The following is a 21,906-nucleotide window of genomic DNA, read 5'->3' on the forward strand; positions in this document are numbered from 1 at the left end:
AGATCCATCCAAGGGCTCTCTAGTAACTAAAAGACTCAAGGCTGGATGGGACAATCAGTATCTATTGCAAGTGTTTAACCAAATTTAAGTGCGTTGACCCTGGATTACTAATCGGTAGTCCCTTTTTTTATAAAATTCTTGTTATATACCGCAAAGCTTAATATAAATTAATAAATTGGAAACAACATTAGAACCGGAATAACTAATGATTGCAAAGCATATAAGTCGAAATTTAATTATGTTAAAGATAATTTTGCATTAGAATTAATTAACCAGTAATTTTGATACATTATGACACATTATCTTTGAGATAATTAATGTTCAAATTAGATATTAATACATCTAATTTAATTTTGTACACTTCTTATTTGCTTATTTATACCTCTAAACTAAGCATTATGATTGTAACTAAACTACCAAACCTAACATCCCGAAAAAAGAAATTCATCCCAAGAATTTTAAGCAAAGCAGCATTTAAATATTATAAAAGCAAGGTTTTGTTTTAAAAAGAGTGAGTAATCACTATTTATAATTAACTGATGTTTAAGCATGAGTTAAAATAATTTTCGAGCGTAATTGTGTTTTTTATTATAACAAAATCTATTGCCATGAAAGCCATAAACTTTGTGTTACAATCAACTTCCGATACTTCAATAATTGTTCAGGAAGATTTATTGCCTAAATTTTATAACTATTTGCATTATCATAAAGAATATCAGATAACGCTTATTTTAAAAGGAGAAGGGAATGTTATTGTTGGAAATTACAATCAGTTATTTAAAGCTGGAGATATTTACTTTATTGGGCCAAATCAGCCGCATATTTTTAATTCAAAATGTAATGGAGATTTAGAAGAAGTTCATGCCGTACATTTGTTTTTCGACCTTCAAAAATTAACTCATTTATTAAATTTACCTGAGATGAATGGTGTTAAGAGAATAATCGAGAATAGTTCCAAAGGGCTACAGGTTCCTTCGAAACAGAGCTTTTTAATATCTGAGTATATTCTGAATATTAAAAATATTAATGGCCTTGATAGATTAATTAATCTGATAAAAATATTTCAATGTTGTGAAAAAAACATTGGTGAATTTAAATCTTTATCAACTGGTTTTATTAAACACAACATACCAGAGACCGAAAATTTTAGATTAAATGAGGTTCATCAATATACTTTGGAACATTATGCTGAGGATATTAGTTTAGAAAAAGTAGCTTCTATTGCCTGTATAACTTTGCATTCATTTTGCAAGTTTTATAAAAAACATACGCAAAAAACCTATTACAACTTCTTAAATGAAGTTAGAATTAATGAGGCTTGCAAAAAGATAATTAACTCTGATTTTGTACACCTATATGATATTGCCTATGCAACAGGATTTAATAGTGTAATTACTTTTAACAGGGTTTTTAAAAAAATAACAAGAATGTCTCCTAAAGATTATTTGAGGTTATACAGGTTTAAGCATGAATCTTATAGCTTGCCAAACGTAGGTTAGACAAAGTAATATTTGTGGATTTTTGTTTTTTTTATCCTTAAAATACCTATTTGATGATGAATTGTAGCGTTATTGTTAATGTTTAAAATAGTAATGGATAATTTTTGATAACTAAACGACAATAACGCTCAAATTATCTTTTTTCTCGAATATAAATTTGTTTACTCGATGAGTTGAGGTCTTAAAAGCTTCATTATTTATCAATTCAACTAAATCAAACTAAACAAATTATGAAAAAAGTCTTACTTCTCTTTTTCTTGCTAATTTCTGTTTATGCTGTCTCTTATGCACAGGATAGAAAAATTAGTGGAACAGTAACCGGAAAGAATGATAAGTTACCGATACCTGGTATTTCAATTAAGGTGGAAGGTACTTCGATTGGAATGACCTCAGATTCAAAAGGTCAATTTTCGCTTACTGTTCCAAAAAATGCAATCTTAGTTTTTAGCTCTGTTGGCTATATCACTCAAAAAATTAATGTTGGGGATAAAACACTCTTTCAAGTTGCTATGGAAGATGAAGCTAAATCGTTAGATGATGTGGTCATTACTTCCTTTGGTATTCAGAGAGATAAAAAAACCATAGGATATGGAGTAAGCACCGTAACAGCTGAAAAACTAACACAAGCACCTACGCCTGATGTATCAAACGCCTTGGCTGGAAAAGTTGCCGGGGTTCAGGTATCTGGTTCTGGTGGTGCTTTTAATAGTTCTAATATAACAATTAGGGGTTTTTCATCTATTACAAGAAGCAATCAGCCATTATACGTAATCGATGGTGTCCCTATTGATAATGGCGGAGGTGGAAATTCTGTTAATGCAGGTTCATCAACGTCAAGTCGTGGTTCAGACATAAATCCAGAAGATATCGAAACGATGAGTGTTTTAAAAGGGGCAGCGGCAACCGTTTTATATGGTTCTAGAGCTGCTTCTGGCGTAATATTAATTACAACAAAGAAAGGTAAGTTAGGCACAAAAACTCAGGTTTCTTTCACATCAAGTGCTAATATTGGGTCGATAAATATATTTCCTGAATTTCAAAACGACTACGCTCAAGGTACAAATGGGATATATGGAACCGTTGCAAATCCTTTTGGGTGGACAGCCCGTTCTACTTCTTGGGGTCCTAGAATTGCCGGACAGCAAGTTACGAATATAATTGGGCAGCAAGTTCCGTTACAAGCCTATCCAGATAATGTTAGAGATATTCTACAAAATTCGTTAGGATTTGATAATAACCTTAACTTCTCTGGCGCATCAGATAAATTCAATTATCGTGTTTCTTATGGTAATAGCACAACTAATGCTTTGGTTCCAGGAAATAAATTGTATAGAAATAACTTAACTGTAAATGCAGGTACAAATATTACCGATAAGTTTAAAATCAGTACTTCATTTTCTTATGTAAGTAATATTTCAGATCGTACACAAGCGGGTAATCAAGGCGCAAACCCATTATGGAGAGCAATTTATACTCCACGTTCTTACGATATTCAAGGGTTGCCAGTTACCGATGCTGCTGGAAATCAAATCTGGCATTCTACATCAGAAGAGCATCCTTATTGGTCCATTGATCATATTAAACGCACAGAAGAGTTAAATCGTTTCTACGGTAACCTTAATTTAAAATACGATTTTACAACCTGGTTGCAAGCAGATTTAAAAGTTGGGGCTGATGTATACAGCATAATAAATACCGGCTTTGATGATAAAGGTGTTCGTAGTAATGCCAACACAAGTTCTGGAGGCGCTGGTGGTTTAATTCAAACGCGTAACATGAGGCGTAATTTAAATAGCTATTTTACTTTAACTGGTAATAAAACCTATGGCGATTTTAATTTATCGATGACGATTGGTAATGAAATCATTTCGAATTATACCAATAATCTTTCTACAACTGGTCGTTCTATAACCATTCCAGGTTTTATAAACTTAAGTAATTTTACAACTTTTAATTCTACCGATTCTTATAGTAAAAACCGTTTAATGGGTTATTTCGGCGATTTATCTGTTCAGTATAAATCTTGGCTAAATGTAAACGTTAAAGCACGTAACGACTATTCTTCTACTCTAATTCCAGAAAACAGATCTATTTTTTATCCGGCAGTTGCAGTAAGTTTTGTACCAACCGAGGCTTGGCCGAGTTTAAAAAGTAAGACCTTAAATTCCTTAAAAATTAGAGTAAATGGAGGAGAAGTTGGCAAAGGGGGCTCGCCTTACGAAACAGGAACTTATTATGGTATAGCAGGTTCTGCAGATGGTTTTAGTTCTACCGCTGTAAACTTTCCTTTTAATGGCTTAGCTGGTTTTACGTATTCAAATGGTGCAGGTAATCCATTACTACTGCCAGAGTTTACTAGAGAATTTGAGTTAGGTACAGACCTAGCCATGTTTAACAATCGTTTAACTTTAGATTTCTCCGTTTATCAACGCGATTCTAGAAATTTGATTTTTGATGTTCCTGTTGCACGTTCATCTGGTTTTACCAGCAAGGTAGCCAATGCAGGTAAATTATCAACCAAAGGTTTAGAGTTTTTATTAAGTGGTGTACCAGTTAAAACTGATAATTTTACCTGGGAAGCTTCGTTAAACTTCACCAAATTTAAATCAATTGTTAAAGAACTGGCGCCAGGAGTTGATTTAATCTCTTTAGGTGGTTTCACTTCTCCCAATATTCAGGCTGTTGCTGGTCAGGAGTATGGTTTAATTTATTCTAACCGTTACCTTCGCGATGCGCAAGGTCAAATGATTATTAAAGCTAACGGTTTGCCACAAGCAACAAACGATGTTGGAGTTGTCGGTAATCCGAATGCTAAATTTACAGCAGGTTTAACAAATTCATTCAAATACAAAGCATTTAGCTTCTCTTTCTTATTTGATTTTAAATATAAAGGCGATTTATTATCGCGTACAATCGGCGATTTACGCATTAACGGTGTTGCCGCCGAAACCGCAGAATTTGATAGGTTTAATGCAGATGGAACGGTTTCTAAACCTTATTTATTCCCAGGTGTATTAGCCGATGGTACGCCAAATACAACTTATGTTACAGCGCAGGATTACTGGGGTTTAGCGGGTAAGTATGTTGCATGGGAAGGTTATGTATTAGATGCTACTTTCTTAAAGTTAAGAGAAGCAACTTTTACTTATGATTTTCCGAAAGCATTGTTAGCTAAAAGCAAATTTGTAAGTAAACTGCAACTATCTATTTATGGCAGAAATTTATGGACCTATGCGCCTAATTTCCCAGATTTAGATCCAGAGCAAAACTTATTGGGTATTTCTAATGCCAGAGGTTTAGAGTTTGGTATAACTCCAGTATCTAAAGTATATGGTGCAACTTTAAGAGCTACTTTTTAATTAATCAGATTAAGAAATTCAAGATATATAATTATGAAAATCAATAAAATTATAGCTTGCGCAGGGATTATAATGCTGGTCTCTACGTTTCAATCGTGTAAGAAGTTTTATGATGTAAACGAAAGCCCGAATAATATAACTGTGGCACCAATCGACCAATTATTGCCATCTGTAACAGTAGGAATTGGCTATATTGGTTCAAGTGATTTGTACCGTTATAGCGGGCTTATTATGCAACAGTTTACCGGTAACACAACTAATTTATCAGAAACCTTTAAACTATATGAAAGGTATAATATCAATAATTCTGATGTAAATAACCAATGGACAAATATTTATTCTGGTATTTTAGCCGATATAGAAAAATTAATACCGCTTGCCAAAGAAGGTGGCAGCCCACATTATGCAGGTGTTGCTAAGCTTTTAAAAGCCTATACTTTTCAAATAACTGTTGATGCTTGGGGCGATATTCCATATTCAGAATCTGGGAAGTTTTTAGATAATGTAACTCCAAAGTTTGATAAGGCTGAGGATATTTATACAGATTTAATTCGTTTAATTGATGAAGGTATTGCCGATGTTAATAGCACTACTTCTGTATTGAGTCCAACAAAGAATACCACAATTTACCCGGGTGATAGCTGGAATACGGTAAAACAACAATGGATTCGCTTTGGAAATACTCTTAAGTTGCGTATTTACCTACATTACACGGCAAAAGATCCGGCATTTGCAAGTTCAAAAATTAATGCGTTAATAGGTAGTGGAGCACAATTTATGACGTCGAATGCAGATAACTTTATTATGAAGTTTTCTACAGAAGCTGGCCGAAGAAATCCTAATGTTAGTATCGAAGGTGGACAATTTAGAAATGCATTTTTCCCTAATAAAACAATTGTTGATATGATGAATGGCAAGGCAGATCCTAGAAGACCTTCTTATTTCGTACCATTTCCATACAATTCATCACCAGCAACTTACAAAGGAGGAAATGCTACTGAAGCAGCTACAGTTGCTTATTCGAGATTAAATACTTTCTTAAAAGGGGCAGCAACCCTAAACACCGTTGTTGTAAACAGCGATGGTACGGTTACAGATAATTCTATTACCTGGAGTGGAGATGGACCTTCGAGATTGTTAACTTTTGCCGAGTACAATTTTATTCGTGCCGAAGCTGCTTTAAACTTAGGGAGCGCTGGCGATGCCCAGACATTTTATCAAGCAGGTATAAGAGCTTCTATGGAAGATGCTGGCGTAGCTTCTGCTAACATTACAACTTATATTACTGCAAACGGAACTTTGGCTGGAACGAACGCTCAAAAGTTAGAACAGATTATTACCGAAAAATACATTGCTAATTTCGGAGTTGTAATGGAGCCTTGGAGCGATTGGAGAAGAACGGGTTATCCCAACATTACCGCTCTGCCAATTTCTGTAGCAGTTTACGATAAAATCCCGAGAACGCTAGTTTATCCTCAATTAGAGCGAAATAGTAATCCTAATGTTCCAGCCAGACCAGATATGCTTGGAAGAGTATTCTGGGATACTCGTCCGTAATTGGTTTTTAGTATTTATAAAAAAATGTAGAATGAAAATAATATTAATTTTTCTCCTGTCTTTGAGTATGCAATTTGCATTTGCTCAGAAAAAAGATCCTGATGCAGCTATTCCGGCTGCTCAGGAAATTATTAAAAATGCCGATGGAGTTGTAAAAACAAAGGGTTCTGTTACAATTAATGGTAAAGCTGTTAGTTATACAGCAACAACAGGTTATATGCCAATGAAATCTGAAGATGGTAAGCTTAGGGCGAATATTTTCTTCGTTGCTTATACAAAAGATAATGTTGGCGATTTTGATAAAAGACCAATTACCTATACATTTAACGGAGGGCCAGGATCTGCTTCAATATGGTTGCACATGGGCGTAATCGGGCCAAAACGAATTGTAATGTCAGAAAAAGGTGATGCCTTAACTGCACCTTATTCTTACACTGAAAACGAATTTTCTTGGTTAGATCAAACTGATTTAGTTTTTATAGATCCTGTCGGAACCGGATTTTCGAGGGCAGCGCCCGGTGTAGATAAAGCAGAATTTCAAGGTTATGTAGAAGATATTCAATCGGTAGGAGAGTTCATAAAAGTTTATACTTCAAAAAATAAAAGATGGGGTTCTCCTAAATTTTTGGCTGGCGAAAGTTATGGTACAACCAGGGCATCAGGATTATCAGAATATTTGCAAAGTGCATACAAAATGTATGTAAACGGTATTGTATTAATTTCGGCAGTCTTAAATTTTCAAACCATTCAATTTGTAGTAGGAAACGATTTACCTTATCCTTTGTATCTGCCAAGTTATGCATCAACATCATGGTACTATAAAAAGCTGAGTCCCGAATATCAAGCAAAAGATATTAAAGCACTTACAAAAGAAGTAGAGCAATTTGCAATTACAGAATACGCAACCGCTTTAATGAAAGGTGATAAATTACCTAAGGCACAATACGATGCGGTTGTAACTAAATTGGCTAAATATACCGGCTTATCAGAAACATTTATCAGGCAGACAAATCTGCGAATAAACTTGGCGCAGTATAATAAAGAACTACTGCGTAATGAGGGTAAAACGGTAGGTCGTTTAGATTCAAGATTTACAGGTATTGATTATAATGATACAGGATCATCCACAGAATATGATCCGAGCAACACGGGAACAATTTCTGGGCCATATACCCATGGATTATTAAATTATTTGGGCAAAGAGTTAAACTACACAAACGATTTAACCTATTATACTCTGGGTGGTGGAATTGGCCGATGGAATTATAGTAATGTTCAAAATAAGTATTTAAATGTTGCTGAATCTTTAAGAAAAGCAATGTCAGTTAGTCCAACACTTAAAGTTTGGGTTTTAGGTGGTTATTACGATTTTGCTACTCCTTATTTTGCTTCAAAATATGTAATTAATCACATGGGCTTAAGGCCAGAACAGCAAAAAAATATCGATTTTACTTATTACGAAGCCGGGCACATGATTTACATCCATATGCCATCTTTAAAACAAATGAAAATTGATGCAGACTCATTTTATGCTAAAACCTTAAAAGAAATTAAATAGTTATGGATATGACATATATAAAATATAAAAAATGTGTTGCTATCGCAGTAGTATTAACATTTCTGGCAATAAATTCTATCGCCCAACCGGGCGGTCGCCAGCAACAAAGCCAGGCGGCTGTAATCCCCCCAACAGATTCCAAAACTCCGGCAGTAGCTTTACCAGTAGATCCAACGGGTTATATTGTATCTAATTCACCAAATATTCCACCACCTGTAATCACAAAACATAGTGTAACTATAAAAGGGCAGTTAATTAATTATACCGCTACAACAGGCTATCTTCAGTTAAAAAATGAAGATGGTAAACCAAAGGCAAACATATTTTTTACTGCCTATACCAAAGATGGCGTTAGTGATAAAGGTAAAAGACCAATTACTTATACTTTCAACGGAGGTCCGGGTTCTTCATCTGTATGGTTGCACATGGGGCTTTTAGGGCCAAAGCGTGTAGTAATGACAGATAAAGGTGATGTTTTGCCTCCACCTTATAGTTACGTTAATAATGAGTATTCTTGGTTGGATAAAACTGATTTAGTATTCTTAGATCCGGTTACTACGGGTTATAGCCGGGCGGTAACAGGAGAAAACGATAAGCAATTTCATGGATATGTAGAAGATTTGCAAAGCATGGGCGATGCCATCCAGCTTTTTAGTTCTAAGTATGAAAGATGGAATTCGCCTAAATTTTTAGCTGGCGAAAGTTATGGAACAACAAGAGCTGCTGGCTTATCTGATTATTTGCAAAGTAGGCACAAATTTTACTTGAATGGCATAATTTTAATCAGCTCTATTTTAAATATGCAAACTGCAAGATTTGATATTGGTAACGACTATCCTTTCCCACTATTTCTGCCAACTTATGCTGCAACTGCATGGTATCATAAAAAATTACCAGCAGATTTACAGCAAAAAGATTTGAAGTCGTTTTTAAAAGAAGTTGAAGACTTTGCGATAGAAGAATATAATATTGCTTTGTTAAAAGGTTCTGAATTAACGGTTTCTGATTACGAAAATATAGTGAATAAATTAAGTCGTTATACTGGTTTGAGTAAAGAATATATTCGTCAAACAAACCTTCGAATTGATATTCATAAGTTTGATAAAGAACTCCGCAGAACCGAAGGTTTAACCGTTGGAAGGCTTGATAGTCGCTTTACCGGAAGAGATTATAATGATGTTGGAGTTGCTCCAGAATTCGATCCCAGTAATACAGGCACAATTTCGGGGCCATATAGTGCGGCAATTAACCATTATGTAAGGGCAGAATTAAAATATAAAAATGATTTACCTTATGAGATTTTAGGCGGAAGAGTAAATCCATGGAATTATAACAACGTTCAGAACCGATATTTAAATGTGGCAGAAGATTTAAGATCAGCAATGTCAAACAATCCTCACTTAAAAGTTTGGGTGCTATGCGGATATTACGATTTGGCAACACCTTATTTTGCTGCAGAGTACACATTTAATACAATGGGGCTGAGACCTGAACAGCGTAAAAATGTAAACTTTACTTATTATGAAGCGGGCCACATGATTTACATTCACAAACCTTCATTAGTTCAAACAAAGATTGATGCAGACAAACTTTATGATGAAGTTACTAAAGAGATAAATTCTGCGGTTGTAAAAAGTAAATAACACATGAGAAAAAAAATATTTTCTTTCGGATTTTTAGCAATAGTTTGTGCTATTCAAGTTTCGGCTCAAACTATCGATCCAGATAATACCACACTGGCTCTAACAAAATTAGAGCAGTCACGCAAACAATTATTGGTCGATATTGCCAAGCCTAACAAGGCGCCAGTAATAGAAAAGATGTTTGAATTGGGTATGTGGGATAAAGCTTTGCTTGAAATGAATAAGTTAAAGCAAGGTTCTTTTGAACGCAAGATGCTGGAAGTAGATTATCTGTTGCTGAATAATAATTTCAAATCAGCAGAGCTAATTGTTGGTGAACTAAACAAGCTTCAGCCTAAAAATCCGAAAGTAATATTGCTAAATGCTTATCTCCAGATGCAGGCATGGAAATTACCTCAGGCTGCTCAAATCTGCGAAAATGCTTTAAAAACCAATCCATCAAATGAATTGAAACTGATGCTTGGTAAAATAAAATTACTTCAAAAAGATTATGTTAAAGCATTAGCCCTGGCAAAAGAAGTTCAAAAAGCCGATTCAAGAAATGCCCAAGCCTTTCAATTAGAAGCCGATGTTTATTTTTGGGATCAACAACCTCAGCTAGCAGAAGCTCCCCTAAAAAAATCCTTAGAAATTAACCCATTTAATGCTGATGCTAGATTTAGTTACGGTTATGCCATTTGGAGAAGGGTAGATGCTACGCAATTAAATGCAATGGCTGCTCAATGGGAAATTGCGTTAGCGGTTAATCCATTACATTTTCCAACACACTGGCATTGGGGTAACGGACATACTAATTTAACTTATGCCGATTATGCGGAAAAGGACGATGATGAGGTTCGTAGGGCTTTAAAGACTGCAGATGAATTATTCAAGGCAAATAAAGTTCAGGAAGCGATAGATTATACCCGTACTGTAGAAAAAAAATATCCAAATTCTATAATTCCAAAACTTCATCGTGGTTCACTTTATTATGCAGCCTTTGATATGAACAGGAAAGTTCGTTTAGATTCTGCCGAAAAAATTTTCAGACAGATTTTAGCCTTAAAAAAGCATTACGGCCCAGCTCATAATGGTTTATCAGCAGTTATAAAATCTAAGCGCATTCCTTATTTAACTATGTATGATTCGATAACAAACCGGTTAAATACAACTAAAATAACCGACATGGAAAATTTTACAAGGGTTTTCCCTGATGTATCTTATTATCCTGGCGAAATAGCTAAAGCGATGGTTTGGAATCAATTATTTACCTCTGTTGTTTATTTTCCTTTCTTATCAAAAGGAGATAATGTTTTTAGAATCCCGCCTTTACATCTGGATTTGGCAACTGTGATGAGTTCGCCAAGCTTCAGAACTAATACAACATTTGATAACAGGCAATGGATGGATATTAGAGGTGTTGGAAGCGGCGCTGCGGCTATTGAGTATGTTGAACGGGGTGCATATTTAGAACGCAATGTGATTTTGCATGAATATGTACATCTGTTTCATGGGCGAGTGCTTACCGACGAAGAAAGTCGTAAAATCAGATCGCTCTATTATAACGCAATGAAAGAGGGTAGAACACTCGATTATTATTCTCAGAATAACGAAAGCGAATATTTCGCACAAACTTATCCTGCATTTTTTGAGCCTGTAAAAGTACATCCATTAGATTTTAAATCGATGAATACTACAGCTGATTTAAAATCAAAAGATCCGGAAATGTATAAGTTTTTAGATCAGTTGGTTAAAAAAGAAAGAGCTTATTTAAGTGGTGATAAAAGTGCTATGGCTAGTAACTGGGCCAATATTTATCTTAATTTAAGTAATAGAGCCAGAATGAGTAATGCAGATTTGGCCGCAAAATATTTAGATACCGCCTTAACTTTTGATGATAAATACTTACCAGCAATTTTAGCTTATGCAAAAATAAATACCAATAAAAAGAATTTTGAAGCTGCAGAAAACTGGTTGAAAAAGGCAGAAAATATTAATGCTAATTATGCTCCAACGTATGCAGCATATGCCGATTTAATTGCCGCAAAACAGTTAAATAAACTTATAGATGATGAAACCGCTATTAAGCAACAAGCAGAGCAATTAAAAAAATCTTACAAACTTGAAGATGATTATCAGGAATTAGCTCGGGTAAACATTCTTTTAAGAGAAATGTATAAAAAGAATGCAATGCTTCCAGAGGCTATTGAAGCTGCCGATGAGTATGATAAAAACGGAGCTACAGTCTCAACTTATTTAAGGGATAGAAGAGATGATGCTAAAGCATTTTCAGCATCTTTAAAAGCAGCAATTGGTTATGGAGAAGCAATTGATGTTTTGAAAAATCTAGTTGCTCAAAAACCACAAAATTATGAGTATAGAAACTTGTATGCTGATGCTCTGGCAATTCATGGCGATTACAAAACGGCTATTGAAACCATTAAACAAGCCCAAAGAATTTTAGCTGCTTCTGGCAATGATAGAGCGGATTATAATTTGCGCTTGGCAGAATTTTACGCATCAGTAAATCAAGTTGATAGTGTTGGCTACTATATGGGCTTGGTAAAATCGAAAACCACACAATTAAGAGATGCAGATAAACTAAGATTGGTTCGTTTATTATCATCTATAAAAAGTAATGAAGAAGCCGCAAAATTACTTAATGGGGTAATGGTTAAATCAGATCCCTTTCTGCAAGCAGATTTAGATTACACCAAGGGCAAAGTTTTCGAAAGTGAAGGAAATAAGCAGCAAGCCTTATTAATGTACGAGCAAGTTTTGCAGCATAATCCATATCAGTTCAATGTGTATAAAATTTTGGTAGACCATTATCAAACATTAAATAATACAAATAAGGTAACCGAGCTGCGTAATAAAAGAGCTGCATTGAAAATTCAACCTGGTAAATTATTTAATTGACAATATAGATGATGAGATTTTTTAAGAATATAAACCTGCTAATCGCATTTGTTTGTTTTACGAGTTTGGTTTTTGGACAACAAAATGGCGTGAAAAAAGCCGAACCTAGAAAGGAAGGAGATGGGCCATATTCGCAATTAATTATTAGAGGTGTAACGTTAATAAACAGTACAGGTTCTCCTCCGCTTGGTCCTGTAGATATTGTGGTAGAAAACAATCGAATTGCCCAAATCTCTGTTGTTGGTACTCCAAATCAACCAATTAATGCAGCTAGAAGGCCAAAATTAATTGCTGGTGGCAAAGAGTTAAATGCCGAAGGTATGTTTTTAATGCCGGGTTTTATTGATATGCATGCGCATATTGGTGGTGCAAATAAAGGAACCGATGCCGATTATGTTTTTAAATTGTGGATGGCTCACGGAATTACAACAATTCGCGAACCTGGAAGCATGAATGGCATCGATTGGACCCTTGATGAGAAAGCCAAAAGTGCTAAAAATGAAATAACTGCCCCAAGAATTTATGCTTACACTGTATTTGGTCAGGGAAGTAAAACACCTATATCGACAACCGAACAGGCAAGAAATTGGGTAAAAGAAAATGCTAAAAAAGGTTCTGATGGGATAAAATTTTTTGGTGTAGCACCAGATATTATTGCTGCCGCGATAGATGAAAATAAAAAACTCGGATTAAGGGCAATGGCGCATCACGCCCAAACAGATGTAGGTAGGTGGAATGCAATGAATAGTGCAAAAGCAGGCTTAACCTCTTTAGAGCATTGGTACGGATTGCCCGAAGCCATGTTTACCGATCGTACAATTCAACATTATTCTAACGACTATAATTATCAAAACGAACAAGATCGTTTCGGAGAAGCAGGCACCTTATGGAAACAAGCTGCGGCACCATATTCAGAAAAATGGAATAAAGTAATGAACGAATTAATTGCCTTAAATTTCACTCTAACCCCAACAATGGATATTTACGAGGCAAATCGCGACTTAATGAGGGCAAGAACAGCAGAATGGCACGCAGATTATACGATGCCCAAATTATGGGATTTTTACAGTCCAAGTTGGAATTCGCACGGCTCGTACTGGCACTCTTGGGGAACAGAGCAGGAAGTGGATTGGAAAGAAAATTATCAACTCTGGATGAAATTTATAAACGAATATAAAAACCGGGGTGGTAGAGTAACGGTTGGTACAGATGCAGGTTTTATTTATCAATTATTTGGCTTTTCGTATGTAAGAGAAATGGAACTTTTAAGAGAATCTGGTTTTCACCCGTTAGAAGTTATTAAAGCCGCAACATTAAATGGCGCCGAAGCGTTAGGCGTAGCTAAAGATTTAGGTAGTGTAGAGATTGGAAAGTTAGCAGATTTCGTTATTGTAGCCGAAAATCCGTTAGCAAATTTACAGGTTCTTTACGGTACAGGTGCTATCAAGCTAAACGCAAATAACGAAGTGGTAAGAGCTGGCGGCGTTAAGTACACCATAAAAGATGGTATTGTTTACGATGCTAAAAAACTTTTAGAAGAGGTTAAAGAGATGGTTAGAGCAGAAAAAGCTAAAACAGGTTATTCAATAAAACAGCCAGGTGTTAAATAAAGAAAATAGATTATCATTTATATTTGTTTGAAAACGAAAGCTCGGTAATTTTTTGGGTTAAGCAGCCCCGCTTTATGCTATATCCCCAATGAAAAATTGAGGGATCCCGCGGCAATCGGGTTTAAAAACCAACATTGCTTTTAGCTTGGTGAGTTACTTTTTTACTACAAATCTCTGTTTGCCAGTAAGCAAATCGTAAAACAAAATAAAATCACTTACCAAACTATAGCCCGGATACTTAAAAGTGGCGGGCTTATTTTTTTCGAAAAAGTAATGCCCAACCCAGGCAAAACCATAACCAACAACTGGCATGGCAAGAAAAAATCGCCAATCGTGAAATAAAAAACCCGTAATAAAAGCTAATGCAACTAAACCTGTTCCAATAAAATGTAATACCCTCGAAGTTGTATTAATATGTTCAGTTAAATAATAAGGATAAAATTCCTTTAACGATTTGAACTCTTTTTCTGCCATAAAACAATTATATAATTCCGTTTACCTTTAAAAATGATTCCAAATTTGCAGGCTTTTCTGTCATTAACAAGGTGTTTAAACCTACTTTTTTAGCGCCTTCAATATGCTGCGGACTATCATCAATAAACAAAGTTTCGGCAGGATTTAAATTATTTTCCTTTAGAACCTGTTCGAAAATATTGGTGTTTGGTTTGCGCAATTTCATATGCTGAGAGAAATATGCTTTTTCAAAATAATCATCATAATTATTGATCTTGAAAGTTGTTTTCAAATAATTAATAATCCAGTCGTAATGAATTTCGTTGTTGTTACTCAGCAAAAATGTACGGTACTTTTCTTTAACTTTTAAAAGTAAATCATGGTTTCCCTGTATTGTACCTATTAATAAGCTGTTCCAGGCATCATCAATTTGGGCATCGGTAAGTTCGGGCTTATTTGCCGCGACTCTAATTCCAGCTCTAAATTCTGCGGGCGAAATTGTTGCGGTTTCTAAATCATCAAATAATTGATTATGACCTTTATGCGCAAAAAAAATTTCAATATCAGTTACACCTAATTTTTGGAAAGATGCCTGAGCAATTCTAAAATCTATATCGAAAATAACGTTTCCGTAATCAAAAATGATGTTTTTGTAATGCTGCATAAAGTTTTCAATTTGCTGCAAATATCTTTAATAAAATGATTCTTTAAACCATTTTGAAAATATTTTATAGTTTTTAGCAAATGTTCTTAATTTTTCTAATCTCGATTTGGCCACCCTCTTCCAGAAAAAAAATGAATAACCAAAACTCATCCGTATCTGTAATTTTAACATCTTTAACTCGACCATTAAAAGTGCCATTACTTACTATCGAACCAACTTTTATTTCTAATAAATCTGATGTTGGTGTGTTCTTATTAATTGAAATAACCATTACATAAATGTAAATTAATAAATTTTATTTTTTTACCGTAATTACACGTCCAGTTACCAAATGAAATTCGTAAGTTCTGTACAAGGCATCATCTGTAATCTCGATACTTTCTACCAAACCTGTCTTGCTAAAAGTATCCGTTACTAAATCTCCTTTTTTAACATCTTGCAATTCTTCAGTAGTCGTATCGCTATTCAGTCTTTTCATTTTGTAAAGTTAAGCTTATTGCCTATAAATATCTTCTTCACGTCTGATTGCGCTGCCCGCTATCAAACATAACGTTCGATATCGGGCATTTATATACTTTGTGTTTTTGTTAAATGATTGATATTTAGTGATTTAAATGTGGCATTTGCCTTGTAATGACTGATGTAAAATATTTAAATGGACAAACTCATTGAAGAAGAAGTTTCTGCAAAAAAAAAGAAGAAGACTTATCTCATAATTTTTATAAGCATAGTTTTAGTAGCAGCAAGCATTTGGTTTGTGAGGTTTTATTTTAAACCAGCATTAACAAATTCAGATATTACAACTGCCAAAGTAGAAATTGGAATTATTGAGAATACCATAAACGCAACCGGAGAAGTTTTACCAGAATTTGAAGAAGTATTAACTAGCCCGATTAGTGCATCAATAAAAAATGTTTTAATGGATGCTGGCAACAAGGTAAATAAAGGTCAATCTATCTTAGCCCTCGATAAATCTGTAAGTCAAACAGATTATGGAAAACTTCAGTTTCAAATGGAATCTAAAGAAAATGAAATTCGTAAGCTGAAATTGGATTTAGAAAAGAGCTTCTTCGATATCAAATCAAATAACAGTATTAAGCAGTTGCGAATTAGTAATCTTAAAGATGTGGTTTCATCAGCAAAGCGATTACTTAAAGCGGGTGGGGGAACAAAAGAAGATGTTGAGCGTGCTGAGCTTGATTTAAAGGTTGCCGAGCTTGAAAAACTTCAGCTAGAAAATGAAATTAAAAGTAAACAGCAAACAATGAAAATAGAGATTAGAGAGGCAGAAATAGCTTTAGCAATTCAAAAAAATGATTTAGATGGTTTAAAGCGAAAGCTAGATTTAGCCGATGTAATTGCAACAAGACCTGGTGTGATTACCTGGGTAAACAAAAATATTGGTTCTAGTGTGCATGAAGGTGATGCACTAGCTAGAATAGCCGATTTAAGTGGTTTTAAGATTGCAGGAAGCATGTCTGATAATCTTTTGGATAAGATTCATAATAATATGACTGCAATTATCCGAATCGGAGATACTCAACTTCGCGGTTCTATTGTAAATATTTCTCCGGCAGTAAGTAATGCAATTGTGTCTTTTGATATTCAATTAAATCAAAAGGATAGCAAGGAACTAAGACCGAACCAAAAGGTTGATGTTTTTTTAGTTACTGATACCAGAAATGGTGTTTTAAGGGTTACCAATGGGCCTGCATTTAACGGCTCAAATTCGCAAGAAATTTTCGTTCTGAAAAATGGTATTGCAGAGCGAAGAACTGTTAAAACAGGTTTAAGCAATTTCGATTATGTAGAAATTTTAAGTGGATTAAAAGCTAGAGATGAAATCATAACATCAGATATGGGTGATTATAAAAACTCGAAAACAGTAGCAATAAGTAATTAAGATGATGTTGAAGAAAATTTTACTTATTTGGTTATTAGCTACTTCGTATTTAGCAAGTTATGCGCTTGTTAGAATCGATACTTTAAAACTAACACTGCCACAGGTTGTAGAAATGGCGAAAGCAAATTCTATTGCTGCTAAACAAGCCGTAACGGTTAAAGAAACAGAATATTGGAAATGGCGCACTTTTAAGTCTAATTACCAACCACAATTAGCATTAGAAGGTATTTTGCCAGGCTACATTAAAACTTACACACAGGTTCAACAACCGAATGGAACTATACTTTTTCAGCCTGTTCATTACGACAATTCATCGCTAACACTAAATTTTAGTCAGAGTATTGCAGCAACTGGTGGTACAATTTATGGAACAACGCAGCTACAACGTTTTGATGATTTTGATAGAAACAATGTGCTTTATAACGGCATTCCATATGGTATTGGCTATACCCAACCACTTTTACAATTTAATAGTTTAAAGTGGGACAAAAAAATCGAGCCTTTAAAATACAATGAAAGCAAGCAAACTTTTATAGAAACACAAGAGAAGATTTCGATTACAGTTACCGAATACTTTTTCGATTTGTTATTAGCTCAGGTGAATTTAGATATTGCAGATTTAAACTACACCAATACCAAAAAAATTTTAACAATTGCTGATACAAAATTTGAATTGGGCAAAATTTCTAAAAATGAAATTCTGCAACTTCAGTTAGAAGTTTTGAACTCGCAAAAAGCGGTAGGTACCGCCAAACGCGATGTGGAAATTGCAACCCTTAACCTTCGCAGTTATATTGGTATTGAAGGTGATGACAGAATTAAATTAAACATGCCGGAAGCCGTTGCTCAAATGTCGGTTGCTACAGAAAAGGTTTTAGTAGAAGCTTTTGAAAATCGTTCTGATGCAATTGGATTTATCCGTCGATTGGCCGAAGCAAAAAGAGATGTTGCTAAAGCAAAAGGAGAGAATGGTTTAAAAGCAACTTTAAGGGCTAATCTTGGGTTTTCAAATGCCGGAATTACAGCTTTTGATGTATATCGTAATCCTAAAAACCAGCAATCTGTAGAGTTGCAACTTTCTATTCCGGTTATGGATTTGGGTAGATCTAAATCTAGAACCAAAACAGCTCAAGCGAATGAGCAATTTATAACTTATGCAGTAGAGCAAGACAAACAAACTTTTAAGCAACAAATTGTAACACAGGTTACACTTTTTAATATGATGAAAGAGCAAATAAAACTAACCGATGCAGCAGAGAAAATTGCAGCCGAAAAGTATAAAATCGCCAGTGAACGTTACGTTTTGGGGAATTTGAGTATAACTGATTTGAGCATTGCCTTTCAAGAAAATGATAGCGCAAAAAGAGATTATGTTTCTTCGCTCCGAGATTTTTGGGGTGCTTATTACCAACTCCGTTATTTATCACTTTACGATTTTGAAAAAAATAAAAAAATAACTTATTAAAAATCATGACAAAATTATCATTAATTCAGAAGAATAAGGAGTATGGATATTCCATATCACGCTTAAATAGTTTAATTGTTAAGATTCTAAATTTAGCTTCCTTATTCTTCGAATTAGATAACAGAAAACAATAAATAACATATTAATAATTACTAATTATACATTATGATACGCTTACAAAACATTGAAAAAGTTTACCGAACCGATACTGTAGAAACACTGGCCATTAATGGCATTAGTCTGGATATTGCAAAAGGAGAATTTCTATCTATCATGGGGCCATCAGGCTGTGGTAAAAGTACCTTGCTAAATATTATGGGCTTGTTAGATGAGCCATCGAAAGGAAATATTAAAATTGATGAGCAGGACATTAGCCGTTATTCTGACAAAAAACTGGCGCAGTTTCGTAATGAAAAATTGGGTTTTATCTTTCAGAGTTATCACTTAATAAACGATTTGCAAGTTGTGGATAATGTTGAATTGCCTTTGCTATATCGTAATTCATCAGCAAAGGAAAGAAAAGCACTTGCAACTGCAGCTTTAGAAAAAGTAGGATTAAGTAATCGTTTAAAGCATTTCCCATCGCAACTTTCTGGCGGCCAGCGGCAGCGGGTGGCTATTGCAAGAGCCATAGTTGGTAATCCCCAAATTATTTTGGCCGATGAACCTACAGGTAATTTAGATAGCGCAATGGGAAATGAAATTATGGATATTCTTATCAATCTTAATAAAAATGAAGGAACCACAATTGTAATGGTTACCCACGATGAAAGTATGGCGCATAAAACGCACAGATTGGTTCGTCTTTTTGATGGTTCTCAGGTTCAATAATATACGGCTATGTTAAAAAACTACTTTAAAATCGCCATTGCTGTGTTGAAGCGGAGAAAATTTTTCACGTTCATCAGCCTATTCGGAATCAGTTTTACGCTGACCATTTTAATGGTTGCAACTGCTTATATGGATAAAATTTTAAGTCCCGATTACCCGGATTATAAAAGAGATCGCTCTTTATACATTGAAAGAATTGAGATTAAAAATTCAAAAGAAGGCTGGGTAAACAGTAGTGCGCTATCTCAATATTTTTTAAAAAAATACGTATCTACTTTAAAAACCGTAGAAAAAATAGGTGTTTCATCGTTTCCTAAAGCATCCAATGCATACGTGAATAATAAAAAGTTAGTTATAGAATATAAATATACCAATGTCGATTATTGGAATGTACTCGAATATAATTTTATTGAAGGAAAAGCCTTCTCGCAAAGAGAGATTGATAATCGAGAAATGGTTGCCGTGATTTCAAAAGAAACAAAAGAGGCTTACTTTGGTGATGAAAAATCGGTTATAGGTAAATACATTTCAGCAGATAATGTTAACTATAGAGTTATTGGTGTTGTCGATAATGTGTCAGAGATGCAGCGTAATTTTAGTGGCGATATGTTTTTGCCTTACACCATTTCTAAAGAGAATTTTTATGATACAGGATTAATGGGAGGGTACAATGCAGTTCTTTTGGCTAAAACTAAAGCCGACATTCCCAAAGTTCGGCAAGAATTTAATCAGATGATGCGCAAGGTTCCGATTCCGAAAGATTTTGATAAGGTTATTTGTAATGCAGATTCGTTTTTTACGGGTTTAACAAGAAGGTTCGCTGGTAATTCTACCGATAGTGCTGTTACAAAATCAATTTCTATGATTATTGGCTTTGTTCTGTTGTTTCTAATGCTGCCTACAATCAATCTGGTTAATATAAATATCACCAGAATTATGGAGCGTTCATCAGAAATTGGCGTTCGTAAAGCTTTTGGGGCATCATCAAAAACGTTGGTTTACCAATTTGTTGTAGAGAATATAATTTTAACTCTATTGGGTGGTGTTATTGGCTTAATCCTTTCTATGTTGATTATTTACCTCATTAATGGCGCAAATTTGGTTTCCAATATGCGTTTAACTATGAATTTTACCGTATTGTTTTACAGCTTAATTGTATGCATGTTTTTTGGTTTAATCTCTGGTGTATATCCTGCCTGGCGGATGTCTAAACTGAATGTAGTTAAAGCACTTAAAGCATAATTCATCACTATTAAAAGATATAAAAATGTTTAAACATTTATTTAAATTAATATGGAATAAAAGGAAACAAAACTTCCTTTTCCTAACCGAAATCCTGATTTCTTTTCTCGTAATATTTGCGGTATTCTCTTATCTGACTTACTATTTTCAAAATTATAGTAAGCCCTTAGGTTTCAATTACGAAAAAGTTTGGTCCATTAGTTACAGCAATGGGCAGCTACCTAAGAACCTCGATTCACTAAGCATTTTTTATGATAATTTATATAAATCATTAAAAGCCATGCCTCAAATCGAAGAGGCATCATTCGCTGGTTCTAATTATCCATATTCCAGCAGTTTTATGAGTACGGGTTTAACTCAAAATGGGCGAAAATTTGATTATGTGAGTAATTATATTGTTGGTAATGGTTATCAAAAAGTATGGAATGTTTCCCTACTCGAAGGCAGGTGGTTTTTGCCAGAGGATGCTGTAAGCAAGGATAAGGTTATTATTATAAATGAAACGTTAAAAAATGAAATGTTCGGCAACCAAAAAGGAGTAGGTAAGTTGATAGGCGATTATGATGATAAAAATAAGCTCAAAGTGATTGGTGTTGTTGCCGATATTAAAGCCAATGGAGATTTCTTACCTGGAAATAATTCTATGTTTAGCCGTTTAGATACTGGTAACTATAAATGGACAGGTACACTTTTATTAAAAGTAAAAGAAAATGCGGATGCAACTTTCGAAAGCAAGCTCTATAAATTTATGGCAACTTCTACACATGGTGCTGTAGAAATACAACATGTTGATGAAATGCGTAAATCTAGAAACAACGAAACAATCATTCCTATGGTTATATTTATAACCATTGCTGGTTTCCTAATTATTAATGTTGCTTTAGGGTTATTTGGCATTTTGTGGTATAACATTAATAAGCGAAAAGGAGAAATTGGTTTACGTAGGGCGATAGGGGCAAGTGGAAATTCTGTTTCATCTCAACTTGTTGCCGAATCAATGATTTTAGCAACTATGGCTTTAATTGTTGGGTGCTTTTTTGCCATTCAATTCCCTCTTTTAAATGTTTATAATATTCATGCAAGCGTCTATGTTACAGCCATGCTTTTAGCTATTTTATTTATTTACATATTGGTTTTTGCATGTTCTTTATATCCTGGTAAACAAGCTGCGGGCATTCATCCTGCTGTTGCATTACATGAAGAATAATACTTATCTTAACTTTG

Annotated in this window: 16 protein-coding genes; 12 read left to right on the forward strand and 4 right to left on the reverse strand. The window is 34.5% G+C overall.

Annotation, left to right across the window (positions count from 1 at the left end; genetic code table 11):
• Positions 1–608: 608 nt before the first annotated feature.
• From ACFOUY_RS12015 to ACFOUY_RS12045, 7 genes are all read left to right on the forward strand, one after another.
• A complete protein-coding gene (locus ACFOUY_RS12015; protein ID WP_378960922.1) occupies positions 609–1,499 on the forward strand; it encodes an AraC family transcriptional regulator in 891 nt (296 codons plus the stop codon).
• Between the two features lie 230 nt (positions 1,500–1,729).
• Entirely contained in the window at positions 1,730–4,858 is a 3,129-nt protein-coding gene (locus tag ACFOUY_RS12020; protein ID WP_378960923.1) for a SusC/RagA family TonB-linked outer membrane protein, read from the forward strand.
• A 33-nt stretch (positions 4,859–4,891) separates the two neighbouring features.
• Entirely contained in the window at positions 4,892–6,415 is a 1,524-nt protein-coding gene (locus ACFOUY_RS12025) for a SusD/RagB family nutrient-binding outer membrane lipoprotein (RefSeq protein WP_378960925.1), read from the forward strand.
• Positions 6,416–6,446: 31 nt separating this feature from the next.
• Complete coding sequence (locus ACFOUY_RS12030) at positions 6,447–7,973, forward strand: S10 family peptidase (RefSeq protein WP_378960926.1); 1,527 nt, start codon at positions 6,447–6,449, stop codon at positions 7,971–7,973.
• Positions 7,974–7,981: 8 nt separating this feature from the next.
• Positions 7,982–9,616 carry a S10 family peptidase gene (locus ACFOUY_RS12035; RefSeq protein ID WP_378960927.1) on the forward strand — a complete coding sequence of 545 codons (1,635 nt, stop codon included), beginning with the start codon at positions 7,982–7,984 and terminating at the stop codon, positions 9,614–9,616.
• A 3-nt stretch (positions 9,617–9,619) separates the two neighbouring features.
• Entirely contained in the window at positions 9,620–12,514 is a 2,895-nt protein-coding gene (locus ACFOUY_RS12040) for a tetratricopeptide repeat protein (protein WP_378960928.1), read from the forward strand.
• A gap of 8 nt (positions 12,515–12,522) precedes the next feature.
• Positions 12,523–14,124, forward strand: a complete 1,602-nt coding sequence (locus ACFOUY_RS12045) for an amidohydrolase family protein (protein WP_378960929.1) — start codon at positions 12,523–12,525, stop codon at positions 14,122–14,124.
• 153 nt (positions 14,125–14,277) lie between these two features.
• Here the strand turns inward: ACFOUY_RS12045 and ACFOUY_RS12050 are convergent, their stop codons facing one another.
• From ACFOUY_RS12050 to ACFOUY_RS12065, 4 genes are all read right to left on the reverse strand, one after another.
• A complete protein-coding gene (locus ACFOUY_RS12050; protein ID WP_378960930.1) occupies positions 14,278–14,598 on the reverse strand; it encodes an Mpo1-like protein in 321 nt (106 codons plus the stop codon).
• A 7-nt stretch (positions 14,599–14,605) separates the two neighbouring features.
• Positions 14,606–15,241, reverse strand: a complete 636-nt coding sequence (locus ACFOUY_RS12055) for an HAD family hydrolase (protein WP_378960932.1) — start codon at positions 15,239–15,241, stop codon at positions 14,606–14,608.
• A gap of 73 nt (positions 15,242–15,314) precedes the next feature.
• Positions 15,315–15,512, reverse strand: coding sequence for a hypothetical protein (locus ACFOUY_RS12060; protein ID WP_378960933.1), 198 nt, complete (start codon positions 15,510–15,512; stop codon positions 15,315–15,317).
• A 24-nt stretch (positions 15,513–15,536) separates the two neighbouring features.
• Positions 15,537–15,719 (reverse strand): hypothetical protein, encoded by a 183-nt coding sequence (locus ACFOUY_RS12065; protein ID WP_378960935.1) that lies wholly within the window; start codon positions 15,717–15,719, stop codon positions 15,537–15,539.
• A gap of 177 nt (positions 15,720–15,896) precedes the next feature.
• Between ACFOUY_RS12065 and ACFOUY_RS12070 the strand changes: the two genes are divergently transcribed.
• The 5 genes from ACFOUY_RS12070 (at position 15,897) to ACFOUY_RS12090 (ending at position 21,889) form a co-directional block, all read left to right on the forward strand.
• Complete coding sequence (locus tag ACFOUY_RS12070) at positions 15,897–17,144, forward strand: efflux RND transporter periplasmic adaptor subunit (RefSeq protein WP_378960936.1); 1,248 nt, start codon at positions 15,897–15,899, stop codon at positions 17,142–17,144.
• Position 17,145: 1 nt separating this feature from the next.
• The gene (locus ACFOUY_RS12075; protein ID WP_378960937.1) at positions 17,146–18,609 is read left to right on the forward strand and encodes a TolC family protein; all 1,464 of its coding nucleotides are present in this window, start codon (positions 17,146–17,148) and stop codon (positions 18,607–18,609) included.
• Between the two features lie 165 nt (positions 18,610–18,774).
• Entirely contained in the window at positions 18,775–19,440 is a 666-nt protein-coding gene (locus ACFOUY_RS12080) for an ABC transporter ATP-binding protein (protein ID WP_378960939.1), read from the forward strand.
• Positions 19,441–19,449: 9 nt separating this feature from the next.
• Entirely contained in the window at positions 19,450–20,682 is a 1,233-nt protein-coding gene (locus ACFOUY_RS12085) for an ABC transporter permease (protein ID WP_378960941.1), read from the forward strand.
• A gap of 25 nt (positions 20,683–20,707) precedes the next feature.
• On the forward strand, positions 20,708–21,889 hold the full coding sequence (locus ACFOUY_RS12090; RefSeq protein WP_378960943.1) for an ABC transporter permease: 1,182 nt from the start codon (positions 20,708–20,710) through the stop codon (positions 21,887–21,889).
• Positions 21,890–21,906 lie beyond the last annotated feature (17 nt).

Origin of the sequence: Pedobacter jamesrossensis (assembly GCF_042650905.1) — a bacterium.
In the GTDB taxonomy this organism is placed as follows: Bacteria; Bacteroidota; Bacteroidia; order Sphingobacteriales; family Sphingobacteriaceae; genus Pedobacter; species Pedobacter jamesrossensis.